This window comes from Novosphingobium sp. 1529 (assembly GCF_040544855.1).
Taxonomy (GTDB): Bacteria; Pseudomonadota; Alphaproteobacteria; order Sphingomonadales; family Sphingomonadaceae; genus Novosphingobium; species Novosphingobium capsulatum.
This window is the reverse complement of the sequence record NZ_JBEPKW010000005.1, coordinates 214,955-227,650: the sequence shown is the minus strand read 5'-3', so window position 1 is coordinate 227,650 and position 12,696 is coordinate 214,955. Positions and strand designations below refer to the sequence as shown.

At 66.7% G+C, this 12,696-nt stretch carries 13 protein-coding genes; 6 read left to right on the top strand and 7 right to left on the bottom strand.

The features are described from left to right. Window positions 1–7: 7 nt before the first annotated feature. Window positions 8–457: a vgr related protein gene (locus ABIC78_RS12765; RefSeq protein WP_171792448.1), complete on the top strand. Its 450-nt coding sequence runs from the start codon at window positions 8–10 to the stop codon at window positions 455–457. Here ABIC78_RS12765 and ABIC78_RS12760 read toward each other — a convergent pair whose 3' ends face one another. The 3 genes from ABIC78_RS12760 to hrcA form a co-directional block, all read right to left on the bottom strand. Further along, complete coding sequence (locus ABIC78_RS12760) at window positions 458–709, bottom strand: glycine zipper domain-containing protein (protein WP_022677504.1); 252 nt, start codon at window positions 707–709, stop codon at window positions 458–460. 207 nt (window positions 710–916) lie between these two features. Continuing rightward, complete coding sequence (grpE, locus tag ABIC78_RS12755; RefSeq protein ID WP_022677505.1) at window positions 917–1,483, bottom strand: nucleotide exchange factor GrpE; 567 nt, start codon at window positions 1,481–1,483, stop codon at window positions 917–919. Continuing rightward, on the bottom strand, window positions 1,480–2,556 hold the full coding sequence (hrcA, locus tag ABIC78_RS12750) for a heat-inducible transcriptional repressor HrcA (RefSeq protein ID WP_062782367.1): 1,077 nt from the start codon (window positions 2,554–2,556) through the stop codon (window positions 1,480–1,482). The genes grpE and hrcA overlap by 4 nt, the downstream gene beginning before the upstream one ends. 135 nt (window positions 2,557–2,691) lie before the next feature. Here hrcA and rph point away from each other — a divergent pair, with 135 nt between their 5' ends. The 4 genes from rph (at window position 2,692) to ABIC78_RS12730 (ending at window position 6,206) form a co-directional block, all read left to right on the top strand. After that, window positions 2,692–3,408 (top strand): ribonuclease PH, encoded by a 717-nt coding sequence (gene rph / locus ABIC78_RS12745; protein ID WP_107717294.1) that lies wholly within the window; start codon window positions 2,692–2,694, stop codon window positions 3,406–3,408. Further along, window positions 3,405–4,034: an RdgB/HAM1 family non-canonical purine NTP pyrophosphatase gene (rdgB, locus tag ABIC78_RS12740; RefSeq protein ID WP_354490046.1), complete on the top strand. Its 630-nt coding sequence runs from the start codon at window positions 3,405–3,407 to the stop codon at window positions 4,032–4,034. The genes rph and rdgB overlap by 4 nt, the downstream gene beginning before the upstream one ends. A gap of 108 nt (window positions 4,035–4,142) precedes the next feature. Then, complete coding sequence (hemW, locus tag ABIC78_RS12735) at window positions 4,143–5,294, top strand: radical SAM family heme chaperone HemW (protein WP_354490044.1); 1,152 nt, start codon at window positions 4,143–4,145, stop codon at window positions 5,292–5,294. 12 nt (window positions 5,295–5,306) lie between these two features. After that, the gene (locus tag ABIC78_RS12730) at window positions 5,307–6,206 is read left to right on the top strand and encodes a tyrosine recombinase XerC (protein WP_054130973.1); all 900 of its coding nucleotides are present in this window, start codon (window positions 5,307–5,309) and stop codon (window positions 6,204–6,206) included. A 67-nt stretch (window positions 6,207–6,273) separates the two neighbouring features. Here the strand turns inward: ABIC78_RS12730 and ABIC78_RS12725 are convergent, their stop codons facing one another. The 3 genes from ABIC78_RS12725 to ABIC78_RS12715 form a co-directional block, all read right to left on the bottom strand. Further along, window positions 6,274–7,593 carry a sensor histidine kinase gene (locus tag ABIC78_RS12725; protein WP_107717415.1) on the bottom strand — a complete coding sequence of 440 codons (1,320 nt, stop codon included), beginning with the start codon at window positions 7,591–7,593 and terminating at the stop codon, window positions 6,274–6,276. Between the two features lie 121 nt (window positions 7,594–7,714). Beyond that, complete coding sequence (locus ABIC78_RS12720; protein ID WP_022676009.1) at window positions 7,715–8,389, bottom strand: response regulator transcription factor; 675 nt, start codon at window positions 8,387–8,389, stop codon at window positions 7,715–7,717. A 145-nt stretch (window positions 8,390–8,534) separates the two neighbouring features. Beyond that, on the bottom strand, window positions 8,535–8,837 hold the full coding sequence (locus ABIC78_RS12715) for a hypothetical protein (RefSeq protein WP_369801227.1): 303 nt from the start codon (window positions 8,835–8,837) through the stop codon (window positions 8,535–8,537). Window positions 8,838–8,944: 107 nt separating this feature from the next. On the opposite strand from ABIC78_RS12715, the gene ABIC78_RS12710 reads away from it, so the two are divergent. Further along, complete coding sequence (locus ABIC78_RS12710; protein ID WP_354490041.1) at window positions 8,945–10,738, top strand: ABC-F family ATP-binding cassette domain-containing protein; 1,794 nt, start codon at window positions 8,945–8,947, stop codon at window positions 10,736–10,738. Window positions 10,739–10,792: 54 nt separating this feature from the next. Here the strand turns inward: ABIC78_RS12710 and ABIC78_RS12705 are convergent, their stop codons facing one another. Then, the gene (locus ABIC78_RS12705) at window positions 10,793–12,619 is read right to left on the bottom strand and encodes a DUF885 domain-containing protein (protein WP_354490038.1); all 1,827 of its coding nucleotides are present in this window, start codon (window positions 12,617–12,619) and stop codon (window positions 10,793–10,795) included. Between the last annotated feature and the right edge of the window lie 77 nt (window positions 12,620–12,696).

Here is a 12,696-nt window from a genome sequence, read left to right as displayed (position 1 = left end):
CGCCATCATGGTCGCGCGCAAGCTGACGCCGGGCGAAGTGGCGCTGGGACGCCGCATCTATGGCACGGCGATCGATTGGCAGCGGGTGGAAGTGCGGCGCCGCCGCTGGTGGCCGTTTCAAGGGGTGAACGTGGTGATGGCGCCGATGGGGCACATCCACTTTCACCCCGGCGCCGATTTCTGGTCAGCCGATTTCGCGCAAGAGCGCCTCAGCCTGCAAGGGCTGCTGATCCACGAATTGTGCCACGTGTGGCAATGGCAGCGGGGCGTCTTCCTGCCCCTGCAGCGTCATCCGTTCTGTCGCTATGCCTATGACTTGGTGCCGGGCAAGCCGTTTGCCCGCTATGGCCTGGAACAACAGGCGGAAATAGTGCGCCACGCCTTCCTGCTGGAGCAAGGCATGGCACTGCCCGACAAGCCACCGCTGGCGGCCTATCGGGCAGTCCTGCCGTTTTGATCAGCAGACGCGATAGCTGCGGCCATCGGCGTCGGTACGCCAGCAATCCTTCTTGACCTGCGAGCCGGCGGCCGCGCCCACAGCGCCGCCGATCGCTGCGCCAGTGCCGATATTGCCGCCGGAAATGCCGGCTACCGCGGCGCCGACGCCAGCCCCGGCTAGTCCACCTTCACCGGCATAGTTGCGCGCACAGCCGCCCAGCGACAGGGCACCAAGCGCAATGGCGGCGGGGATCAGGAACTTCTTACCCATGGCAATTCCTCCATCGCCCTCCCGTTGTCACAGGATATTACGATGAAAGCGGGCGGTTGGTTCCACAGAAGCGCGGTTTTTGGCCGCCACCACCCCCCAACCCCCTCCTCTAAAGAGGATGGGGAGTTAAGGCTTTGACTCTAAAGCCCCCTCCTCTTTAGAGGAGGGGGTTGGGGGTGGTGTGGACCCTTTAGCCACGCCCGAAAATCAATCCGGCTTCTTGGCCACCACGACCATGGCCGGGCGCAGCAGGCGGTCCTTGATGGTGTAGCCGGCCTGAAGCTCCTGCACCACGGTGCCGGGTTCATGCTCGGCCGAGGGCACTTCCATCATAGCCTGGTGCTGATGCGGGTCGAGCGGCATGCCCTTGGCGGCGATGCGGCTGATGCCGTGGTTGCCGAAAACCTTTTCGATCTCGCGCCCGGTGGCTTCCAGGCCGGTGACCAGGTTCTTGAACTTGTCGTCCTCGCGCAGGTCGGCCGGGATGGTTTCCAGTGCGCGGGCCAGGTTGTCGGCCACCGACAGGATGTCGCGGGCAAAGCTGGTGGCGGCATAGGCGCGCGCATCGGCAATGTCCTTTTCCATGCGGCGGCGCACATTCTGTGTCTCCGCCTTGGCATAGAGCACGTCCTGCTTGGCCACCTCGAGCGATTCGCGCAGGGCCGCCAGCTCGGTATCGTGGCCAGCGGCGCCGGATTCCTTCAAATCCTCGGGCACGCCAGCCAGTTCGGCTTCCAGCTCTGCATCTTGCGGGCGCGTCTCGTTATCCGTCATTTGCGTGAAAATCCGTCTTGTCCGATAAGTTTGCCCAAGGATTGGGCCGTGAAATCCACCATGGGGACGACGCGCGCATAATTCAACCGCGTTGGCCCGATCACCCCCACTACACCGACCACCCGCCCCTCGCCGTCGCGCCAGGGCGAAGCGATCACCGAGGACCCCGAAAGCGAGAACAGGCGGTTCTCGCTGCCGATGAAAATACGCGTGGCCTGCGCCTCGCGCGCGGCGTCGAGCACGCCGGCAATCGCCTCGGCGCTTTCCAGTTCATCGAGCAGCAGGCGCACCCGCTCGATATCGCCGAGCGCGGCTTCATCCAGCAGGTTGGCCTGGCCGCGCACCACCAGGACCGGGCGCTGGGCCGCGTCCATGCTCCATACGGCCAGGCCGCGCTGCACCAGATCGGCGCTGGCAACATCGAGCGCGCTGCGCCCGCCGGCAATTTCGGCACGGATCGCGGCGACCGCCTCGGCCAGGGTGCGGCCGGCGAGACGCGCGGTGAGATAGTTGGAGGCCTGTTCCAGCATGAAGGGTGCGGTGGGCGCCGGCAGATCGATCACGCGGTTTTCGATGCCACCGTCTTCGGCCACCAGCACGGCCAGCGCGCGCGTGGGCGACAGCGATACGAACGAAAGCTGCATCAGCCGCGGTTCGCGGCGCGGCACCATGATCACCCCTGCCCCGGCCGAAAGCTCTGACAGCGCCGAGGTTGCCGCCGCCAGGGCCGCCTCGATCGTGCCGCCCTGCGCGCGGGTGCGCTTGAGGCCGCGTTCGATCTGGGCGCGTTCGGCCTCGCTCGGCTGGGCGACCTGCATGATGCCGTCGACGAACAGGCGCAGGCCCATTTCGGTGGGCATGCGCCCGGCGCTGGTGTGCGGCGCGGCCAGCAGCCCGGCGTCCTGGAGTTCCTGCAATACCGAGCGGATCGAGGCGGGCGACAGATTGACCCCGCCCGCGCCGGCCAGCGTCTTGGAGCCGACCGGCTGGCCCGAGGCGATATAGCCCTCCACCACCAGGCGGAAGATATCGCGGGCGCGGTTGGACAGATCGGTAAGCGTGGAGCCGTTCATACCAGAGCTATATGTAGAAGCCTTGGCCCAAGGCTCAAGGGAATTGCATGCCGCGCGGAATTGCTTGCGGGCCATCAAGCAATCGGCCAAGGCAGCGCGCAATTCTGGCACCCACCCTTGCAAGGAAACCTCAACATGCGTCCTTCCGGCCGCGCCGCCGATCAGATGCGGGCGATCACCATCGAGACCAACTTCACCAAGCATGCCGAGGGCTCGGTCCTCATCGGCTTTGGCGACACCAAGGTGCTGGTGACCGCATCGGTGGAAGAGCGCGTGCCGCCGTTCATGCGCGGCAAGGGTGAAGGCTGGGTGACGGCGGAATATTCGATGCTGCCCCGCGCCACCCACACCCGTGGCAGCCGCGAGGCGGCCAAGGGCAAGCAATCGGGCCGCACCCAGGAAATCCAGCGCCTGATCGGGCGGTCCTTGCGCGCCGTGACCGATCTCAAGAAACTGGGCGAACGCCAGATCACGCTGGATTGCGACGTGATCCAGGCCGATGGCGGCACCCGTACGGCCTCGATCTCGGGCGCATGGGTCGCGCTGCGCCTGGCGGTGCAGAAGCTGATGGATGCCGGTGCGATCCAGGACGATCCGCTGACCCGCAAGGTCGCGGCGATCTCGTGCGGGATCGTCAAGGGCACGCCGGTGCTCGATCTCGACTATATCGAAGACAGCTCGGCCGATGCCGATGCCAACTTCGTGCTGATCGAAGGCGGCCACATCGCCGAAGTGCAGGCGACCGCCGAAGGCGCGACCTATGACGAGGAAGCGCTGCTGCGCCTGCTGCGCCTGGCGCGCCTGGGCTGCACCGACATCTTCGCCGCGCAGGAAAAGGCCGTGGCGCGGTGAGCCGCACGCTCGCCCCCGGCAAGCTGGTCATCGCCACGCACAACAAGGGCAAGCTGCGCGAAATCCAGGCGCTGCTGGCTCCCTATGGCCTGGAATGCCTGTCGGCGGGCGAGCTTGGTCTGCCCGAACCGGCAGAGACCGGCACGACCTTTGTGGAAAACGCGCTGATCAAGGCGCACGCAGCGGCGCGCGCCGCCAACCTGCCGGCGCTGTCTGACGATTCCGGGCTTTCGGTGGCCGCGCTGGCCGGCGCGCCCGGCGTCTATACCGCCGATTGGGCGGAAGCGGCGCCATATGAAGGTGGGCCTGGCCGCGACTGGTACATGGCCATGGGCAAGGTTGAGGGCAAGCTGGCCGAGCTGGGCCCGGATGCCCCGCGCGACTGCTGGTTTTCGTGCGTTCTGGCGATTGCCTGGCCCGATGGCGAAGCGGTCAGCTATGAAGGGCGGGCCGATGGCACGCTGACCTGGCCGCCGCGCGGCACGCTGGGCTTTGGCTATGACCCGGTGTTCGTGCCGGTGGGCGATACGCGCACCTTTGCCGAACTCGATCCGGCCGAAAAGCACGCCATCAGCCATCGCGCCGATGCCTTTGCCAAGCTGGTCGCCGCGCAGTTTGCGGGGTAGAAGGGGCTGGGTTGCTTAAGGCTTCCCACCACCCCCCGACCCCCTCCTCTGAAGAGGAGGGGGTCGGGGGGTGGTGTGAAGCCTCGCGCACGATTTCCCGGAGAACAAATGCCCCCCCTCGCGCTTTATATCCACTGGCCGTTCTGCCTCGCGAAGTGCCCCTATTGCGACTTCAACAGCCATGTGCGCGCCAAGACCGACATGGCGGCATGGGAAAGTGCGCTCCTGGCCGACATGGCGCACGAGGCGGCCCTGCTGCCCGGGCGGGAACTCACCTCGATCTTCTTTGGCGGCGGCACGCCCTCGCTGATGCCGCCCGCGCTTGTGGCGCGGCTGATCGAAGCGGCGGGGCAGCACTGGCGCCTGGCCAGCGATATCGAGATCACGCTGGAAGCAAACCCATCGTCAGTGGAGGCGGCCAATTTTGCGGCACTGGCGAGCGTGGGGATCAACCGCGTGTCGCTGGGCCTTCAGGCGCTGGACGACGAGACGCTGCATTTCCTGGGCCGGCTGCACAATGCAGCCGAGGGACTGGCGGCGCTTGACGTGGCGCAGCGCCACTTTGCCCGCGTGACGTTTGACCTGATCTATGCCCGGCCGGGCCACACGCCCGAAACGTGGGATGCCGAACTGGGCGAGGCACTGGCGCTGGGCACCGGGCATATGTCGCTCTATCAGCTGACGATCGAACCGGGCACGCGCTTTGCCACTTTGGTGCGCGAAGGGCGCTTTACCCCGCTTGACGATGATGCCGCGGCCGACCTTTTTGCGCTGACCCGCGAACGCATGACCGCGGCCGGCCTGCCCGCCTACGAAATCAGCAATCACGCCCGACCGGGCGAGCAGAGCCGCCACAACCTGACCTATTGGCGCTATGGCGACTATGCCGGGATCGGGCCGGGTGCACATGGCCGGCGGCTGGAAACTGCCACGGTCAGGCATCGCAAGCCGGAAAAATATCTGCGCGCGGTGGCAGAGCAAGGCCATGGCCTGGTGGAACAACGCGCGCTGGGCCGGACCGAACAGGCCAGCGAAGCGCTGCTGATGGGCCTGCGCCTGGATGAAGGGGTGGATGTCGCCGCCCTCTCCCGCCGCTTTGGCCTGGCGGAAAGCGCGCTGATCGACCCGTCCAAGCGCGCGTTCCATGCGCGTGGCGGCCTGCTGCGCGACGAGGGCACGCGGCTGGTGGTGACCGAGGCGGGGATGCCGCTGCTCGATGCGCTGCTGGCCGAACTTGTGCCGGCCGAGCTGGTAGGCTGAGGGAAAAGCGGCATGGACCGGGCAGACCTGCTGATTGCCTGGCACGATCACCTGGCGCTGTCGCTGCGCCGATCGCCCCACACCGTGCGCGCCTATCACAAGACCGCGCAGCGCCTGCTCGATGCTCTGCCCGCCGGGCAGGACTGGGCCAGCCTGGCCCGGCTCGATGCCCCGCGCCTGCGCCAGCATCTGGCCGAGCGGCGCGCGGAGGGCCTGGTCAATACCTCTGCCGCGCGCGAGCTTTCCGCGCTCAAGGCGTTCCTGGCCTTTGCCCGCGCCCAGGCCGGCCTGCCCGATGCCGTAGCGCCGCGCCTGCGTGGGCCGCGCGTGAAGAAGGGCCTGCCCCGCCCGATTTCACCCGACGATGCCGTGGCCCTGGCCGAGATGGTTTCCGACGAGGCCGCGCCCTGGATCGCCGCGCGCGACCGCGCCGTGCTGCTGCTGCTTTATGGCGCCGGCCTGCGCATTGCCGAGGCGCTGGCCCTGCCCGCCAGCGTACTGCCGCTGGGCGAGCGGCTGGTGGTGACCGGCAAGGGTGGGCGCCAGCGGGTGATCGCGCTGTTGCCGGCGGTGCGCCAGGCGGTGGCCGACTATGCCGCGCAAGTGCCCTGGCCGCTGGAGCGCGACGCCGCGCTGTTTCGCGGCGCCAAGGGCGGGCCGCTCTCGCCCGGCCTGGTGCAGCGCGCGATGGCACGCGCCCGCGTGGCCCTGGGCCTGCCGGCCACAGCCACGCCCCACGCCCTGCGCCACAGCTTTGCCACGCATCTGCTGGGCGCCGGAGCCGATTTGCGCAGCCTGCAGGAATTGCTGGGCCATGCCAGCCTGTCGTCCACGCAGATCTATACGCGGGTGGATGCCGCCACGCTGCTCGATGCCTATCGCAATGCCCATCCGCGCGAGCGGGGGGAGTAGCTCACCCCCCTCCACCACCCGCTTTGCAGGCGGTTCCCCTCCCCCGCTGGCGCGGAGGGAGGATCTTTTATTTGGCGCGGGGCAATCTGAGGGTCGTTAGCAGACCGCCCAGGTCTTCGCTTTCGCCCAGCGTCACCGCGCCGCCATAGAGTTCGGCCACGTCGCGCACGATGGCCAGGCCGAGGCCCGTGCCTGGCTTGCCGGTATCGAGCCGGGCGCCACGGTCGAAAATCCGCTCGCGCTCCGCCTCGGGTATGCCCATGCCGTCGTCTTCCACCCAGATATCGCAAAAGCGCGGATCGGTGGGCACGGCGTCGATGGTGATGAACACCGATCCGCCGCCATACTTGGCCGCGTTCTCGATCAGGTTGCCCAGGATCTCGTCCAGATCCTGCCGCTCGATCGCCACCCCCGCCTCGCGGTTGCCATCGAGGTCAAAGCGCACATCGGCATAGAGCCGGGTGACGGCGCGCACCACGGCATCGGCGCTTTCCCATACCGTGGCGCGCGACAGGCCGGTGGCGCGCCGGCCGACGGCGCGGGCGCGCGCGAGATGGTGATCGACCTGGCGGCGCATCACCGCCGCTTCGCGGATCACCGTGTCGGACAGGTCGGGCGCGTGGGCGGTGGCTGCGTTCATCACTACCGTCAGCGGCGTTTTCAGCGCATGGGCGAGATTGCCGGCATGGGTGCGCGCCTCTTCCGCCTGCTTTTCGGAATGGGCCAGCAGCAAGTTGATTTCCTCGACCAGCGGCTGCACTTCCAGGGGCAGCGGCTCGTTCACGCGCGATGCGCCGCCTTCGCGCATGGCGGCAATCGCGCGGCGCACGCGGCGCAACGGACCCAGGCCATAATAGGTTTGCAGGCCGGCCATGATGAACAGGCCCATGCCCAGCACCAGGAACGACCAGACCAGGATCGCGCGAATACGGGTGATCTGCGCATCGAGTTCGCCACGGCTGGCCGCCACGGAGAATTGCCACAGCGTGTTGCTGCCCGGCAGGATGACCGATCGCTCGATCATGCGCAGCCTCTCGTTATCGCCAAACTGGTTGGAATCGTAGATGTGCGGCGCCGTGTCGACGTGATCGGCGCGCAGCTTCAGCGTACGATCCCACAGCGAGCGGGAAGGGAAATCGTCATGCCCCTGCCCCGAAATCTGCCAGTAGAGGCCGCTGTTGGGTTCGAGAAAGCGCTGGTCGCCCAGGGTGCGGTTGAAGAACACCTCCCCATCCGGGCCGATTTCGGCCGAAGCGACCATGGCGGTGAGCATGTAGTTGAGCTGGTCATCGAAATTGCGGGTGACCAGCCCGGTCAGCGTGCGATCAAGCGCCAGGCCGCCGCCCAGCAACAGCACCGTGACCCAGGCAAACGCAATCAGCAGCATGCGCCGCGACAGCGAGCCGGTGTGCTGGCGCCCGCCTGCCGTAGCAGCGGCGGCTTCGGCGCGGTGGCGCCCGAAGCCCAGCCGCAGCAGGAGGCGGGCCAGCCGGTTCACGCCGCAGCCCTTATCCGCGCACGGCCGCCGGATCGTCGAGGCTGTAGCCCAGGCCCCGGATCGTGGTGATCACATCGGCGCCCAGCTTCTTGCGAATGCGCGTGACGAACACTTCGATCGTATTGGAATCGCGATCGAAATCCTGGTCATAGATGTGTTCGATCAGTTCCGTGCGGCTGACCACCTTGCCCTTGTGGTGGAGCAGATAGGACAGCAGCTTGTATTCCTGCGCCGTCAGCTTGACCGGCTCACCCTGCAGGGTGACGCGGCCCGAGCGGGTATCGAGGCGCACATCGCCGGCGATCAATTCCGACGAGGAATTGCCCGAGGCGCGGCGGATCAGCGCGCGCAGGCGGGCGATGAGTTCTTCGGTCTGGAACGGCTTGGCGAGATAATCGTCAGCGCCAGCATCGAGGCCGGCAACCTTGTCGGACCAGCTGTCACGCGCGGTGAGCACGAGGACGGGGAACTTGCGGCCTTCCTTGCGCCACATGCCCAGAACGGTGAGCCCGTCGATTTCGGGCAGGCCGAGGTCGAGGATCACCGCGTCATAGTCTTCGGTCGAGCCGAGGAAGTGGCCGTCTTCCCCATCGGTCGACAGGTCCACGGCATAGCCGTTCTGCTCGAGCGTGGACTTGAGCTGCCGCCCCAGGGTCGGTTCGTCCTCGACGATCAGGATACGCATGGCAATTGGCCCCTTCTGGCGCCGGCTGCCCGGATGGACGGGCGGCGCGAACGTGCTGGAATGGAGGTTAGATGGCGACAGGAACCTGAACGGTCAAGAAACGGTTCCCGCGTGGCGCATCATGCCGTGTAACCGGCGGGGGATATCAGCGCGATTCGCCCATGACCTGGCCAGTGCGGCCATCGACATCGACGAAAACCACCCGGCCCTCGCGAATGAATTTCAGGCGATAGGCGCGCGCCTGGGGATCGTATTCAGGCCCGAGATACTGTGCGCCGCGCATCATCGGCAATACACGCGCCTCAATCTCGCGCAGCGAGCGCACATGGCCGGCTGCCAGATCCTGGCGGGCACGGTCCTGTTCGTTGCGAATCTGGGCGTTGGCCGCCGGTGCGGCGGCAGCCAGGGCCAGCACGCTGGCAGCAGCAAGGAGAAGGCGGCGGAGCATCGTCATGCCTTGTGCATGCAACAATCCTATTGAACAAGTTGTGAATAGCACCGTTTCGCCATGTTCAGGTGGACCTGTGGCCAGCCCGCCGCTAAGCGCAGGGGCTTATGGCAGCACCAATCCTGAGCTGGGAAGGGCTGGGCCTGCATCAAGGCACCGGCTGGCTTTTCCAGGACCTCGACATCCAAATCGCCCCGCGTGACCGTCTCGCCCTGATCGGGCGCAACGGCGCGGGCAAGAGCACCCTGCTCAAACTGATTGCCGGCACGATCGATGCCGACAAGGGCAAGCGTTCGGTCCAGCCCGGCGCGCGCGTGGTGACGCTGGAGCAGGACCCGTTCTTCAAGGGCTTTGCCACCTTGCGCGATTTCGCGCTGCACGGGCCCGATGCCCCCGAACCGCACGAAGTGGAGGCGATCGCCGACCAGTTGGGCATCGACCTGGCGCGTGAGGCGCAGAACGCCTCCGGCGGGGAACGGCGCCGGGCGGCGCTGGCCCGCGCCCTGGCGCAAGACCCCGATGTGCTGCTGCTCGACGAACCGACCAACCACCTCGATCTGGCCGCGATCGAATGGCTGGAAGACTGGCTGCAACGCTTCAACGGCGCGTTCGTGGTGATCAGCCACGACCGTACCTTCCTGACGCGGCTGACGCGCGCCACGCTGTGGCTCGACCGCGGCAGCCTGCGCCGCAAGGAAGTGGGCTTTGGCGGCTATGAAGCGTGGATGGAGCAGGTCCACGCCGAAGAGGCGCGCGCGGCCGACAAGCTCGATGCCAAGCTCAAGATCGAGGAGCACTGGCTGCACCGCGGCGTGACCGCGCGGCGCAAGCGCAACATGGGCCGTTTGGAAAAGCTGCACGAAATGCGCGCCGAACGCGCCGCGATGACTGGGCCGCAAGGCGCGGCCAAGCTCGCCATCGCCAGCGACGACAGCAAGACCAAGTCGGTGATCGTGGCTGACCACGTGACCAAGCGGTTTGGCGATCGCACGATCATCAAGGACTTTTCGCTGCGCATCCAGCGCGGCGACCGTATCGGCCTGGTCGGCTCCAACGGCGCGGGCAAGACCACGCTGCTGAAAATCCTGACCGGCGAACTGGCGCCCGACGAAGGCAGCGTCACGCTGGCCCAAACGCTGACCGGAGTGGTGATCGACCAGCAGCGCAGCCTGATGGCGCCGGAAAAGCGTGTGCGCGATGTGCTGGCCGAAGGCGGCGACTGGATCGACGTACGCGGTGTGCGCAAGCATATCCACGGCTATCTCAAGGACTTCCTGTTCGATCCGGGCCTGGTCGAAGCGCGCGTGGGCACGCTTTCGGGTGGCGAACGCTCGCGCCTGCTGCTCGCGCGCGAGTTTGCGCGGTTCTCCAACCTCTTGGTGCTCGACGAGCCGACCAACGACCTCGACCTAGAAACGCTCGACCTGTTGCAGGAAGTGATCGGCGACTACGAGGGCACCGTGCTGATCGTCAGCCACGACCGTGACTTTCTCGATCGCACCGTCAATATCACCCTGGGCATGGATGGCTCGGGCAAGGTCGATATCGTGGTGGGCGGCTATGCCGATTGGGAGCGCCAGCGCAAGGCGCGCCTGGCCGCGCAGCCCAAGGTGGGCGCGAGCAAGGTGGCCGAGGCGGCCCCTCCCCCGCCGCCACCGGCACCGCGCAAGGCCAAGCTGACCTACAAGGATCAGCGCGACTACGAAATGCTGCCAAAGCGCATCGAGGAACTCGATGCGGCGATCGCGCGCGATGAAGCCGCGCTGGCCGATCCGGCGCTCTACACCCGCGATCCCAAGTGCTTTGCAGCGCTGAGTGAGGCCGTGGCCAAGGCGCGGGGGGAAAAGGAAGCGGCCGAGGAACGCTGGCTCGAACTGGCCGAACAGGTCGAAGGGGCCTGAACCATCAAGCGGCGAGAGCCGGGCAGCCAATGTGCTGCCCGGCTCCCGTGCTGATCAGGCGCTGCGCAGACGCTCGGCAATGCGCTCGTCGATCCGCGCTTCGAGCATCGAAAGCGGCATCGAGCCTTCCTTGAGCACGGCGTGGAACCACGGCAGGCTGAACTTGTCGCCCAGCGCCGCCTGCGCCTTCTTGCGATTGGCGACCCACGCGGTGTGGCCGATCTTGTAGCTGCAGGCCTGCCCGATCATCGTGCAATAACGCTCGATCTCGCGCTGGCTGCGCGCCTGGGTAAAGCCGGTTTTTTCCACCATATAGGCCGTCGCCTTTTCCCGGCTCCAGCGATAGTGGTGGATGCCGGTGTCGACCACCAGGCGCACCGCGCGGAACAGGAACGACTGGAGATAGCCGGCGCGCTCGATGCCGTTATAGCCACCCAATTCGTCGCCCAGCTGCTCGGCATAGAGCGCCCAGCCCTCGCCATAGGCAGAAATGAAGTAATCGCGCAAAATCCACGGCAGCTCACCGCCACCCTGGGCATAGCCACCCTGGAGATGATGCCCGGGAATGCCTTCGTGATAGGTGAGCGAGGGCAAGGTATACTTGGGCCAGTCGTTCACCGACTTGAGGTTGATCCAATAGATCGCCGGACGTGACCCGTCGAGCGGAGCGCTGTTGTAATAGCCGTTGGGCGCACCATCCTGGATATCGGTGGGCACGGCGCGGATCACCAGCGGATCGTTGGGGATATCGGCAAAGGCGCGCGGCAGCTTTTCGCGCATCGCGGCCACGCTCTTGTTGAGCCCCGCGATAAGATCGATGCGGCCTTGCGCGGTATCGGGATAGAGCTGGTCGCTGGCGCGGTTGAGCGCCGAAAGCCGCTCACCCACGGTGCCGGTAGTGTGCCCGGCCGCCTTGAGAACAGTATCGAGCTGGCCGGTGATATCGGCCACCTGCTCCAGGCCCATCTTGTGCACCTGCTCGGGGCTGAGCGTGGTGGTGGTGGCACTGGCGAGCGCGGCGGCGTAGATGTCATCGCCACGCTTGAGGCGCCACACGCCATCGCCGGGCGCCGACTTGCCACGCAGGCGGCGGTGCAGCGCGATCTGGCGATCGAGCGCGGGATAGACCTTGTCCTTGACGATCGCCGTGGCGCGGCCCTGCCAATCGCCGGCCAGGCCCTTTTCACGGGCGCGCCGCACCAGCGAGGTGACCAGCCCGCTTTCGCCAGCCGGCACGCCGCGCAGCTTGCCCATCTGGCCCAGCGCCAGATCGATCGCCCAGGCCGGGGGAATGCGGCCCAAGCCGGCCTGGCGCGCCACTTCGGCGGTCTGATCATCGAGCACGACCGGGAACGCGGCCAGGCGATCGAGATAGGCCTCGGCATCGTCGAGCTTTTCGATCGGATGCTGGTTATCGAGGAAATCAGGCACGGAGAAATAGGCGCCGCGCTGCTGATCGATAGTGAACGGCGTTTGCGGATCATCGATATCAAAGGCAGCGCCGCTCAACTGGTCACCCAGGCGATGCAGGACGATGGCGCGATTGCGCTTGTTGGCAGCGCTCAATCCGGCCGGATCGAACCCGGCGACCGCAGCGCGGGCATCGCGATAAAACGCCAGGCTGGCTTCGCGGCCGCCCTGCCCGGCGCTGTCGAGCCGGTGGCGCAGCATGGCGCGCACGCCGGTATCGAGGCCAAGACCGGTCGCGCGTTCCGGCTCGATCAGCAGGCTGGACCAGAAAATGCGATCGAGCAGGGAAACAAATGCTGCGTCGCCAGTATCTTGGGCAAATGCCAAGCCCGGCATGCCAGCCAGCAGGCCACCCGCCATGGTGCCGCCAGCCAGCGAAAGGAAGGCGCGTCGTTCCAAACCGTGCATCATCTAAAGGGTCGCTCCCTGGCTTTTTGTTTCAAGTGAGACGAGGTGCCACGGCCACCGTGCAGCGACAATCAAAATGA

Bases quoted from the DNA above. Each gene is read 5' to 3' on its own strand.
- ABIC78_RS12765 (WP_171792448.1), top strand. From the start codon at position 8: ATGGTCGCGCGCAAGCTGACGCCGGGCGAAGTGGCGCTGGGACGCCGC.
- ABIC78_RS12760 (WP_022677504.1), bottom strand. From the start codon at position 709: ATGGGTAAGAAGTTCCTGATCCCCGCCGCCATTGCGCTTGGTGCCCTG.
- grpE (WP_022677505.1), bottom strand. From the start codon at position 1,483: ATGACGGATAACGAGACGCGCCCGCAAGATGCAGAGCTGGAAGCCGAA.
- hrcA (WP_062782367.1), bottom strand. From the start codon at position 2,556: ATGAACGGCTCCACGCTTACCGATCTGTCCAACCGCGCCCGCGATATC.
- rph (WP_107717294.1), top strand. From the start codon at position 2,692: ATGCGTCCTTCCGGCCGCGCCGCCGATCAGATGCGGGCGATCACCATC.
- hemW (WP_354490044.1), top strand. From the start codon at position 4,143: ATGCCCCCCCTCGCGCTTTATATCCACTGGCCGTTCTGCCTCGCGAAG.
- ABIC78_RS12730 (WP_054130973.1), top strand. From the start codon at position 5,307: ATGGACCGGGCAGACCTGCTGATTGCCTGGCACGATCACCTGGCGCTG.
- ABIC78_RS12725 (WP_107717415.1), bottom strand. From the start codon at position 7,593: ATGCTGCTGATTGCGTTTGCCTGGGTCACGGTGCTGTTGCTGGGCGGC.
- ABIC78_RS12720 (WP_022676009.1), bottom strand. From the start codon at position 8,389: ATGCGTATCCTGATCGTCGAGGACGAACCGACCCTGGGGCGGCAGCTC.
- ABIC78_RS12715 (WP_369801227.1), bottom strand. From the start codon at position 8,837: ATGCTCCGCCGCCTTCTCCTTGCTGCTGCCAGCGTGCTGGCCCTGGCT.
- ABIC78_RS12710 (WP_354490041.1), top strand. From the start codon at position 8,945: ATGGCAGCACCAATCCTGAGCTGGGAAGGGCTGGGCCTGCATCAAGGC.
- ABIC78_RS12705 (WP_354490038.1), bottom strand. From the start codon at position 12,619: ATGATGCACGGTTTGGAACGACGCGCCTTCCTTTCGCTGGCTGGCGGC.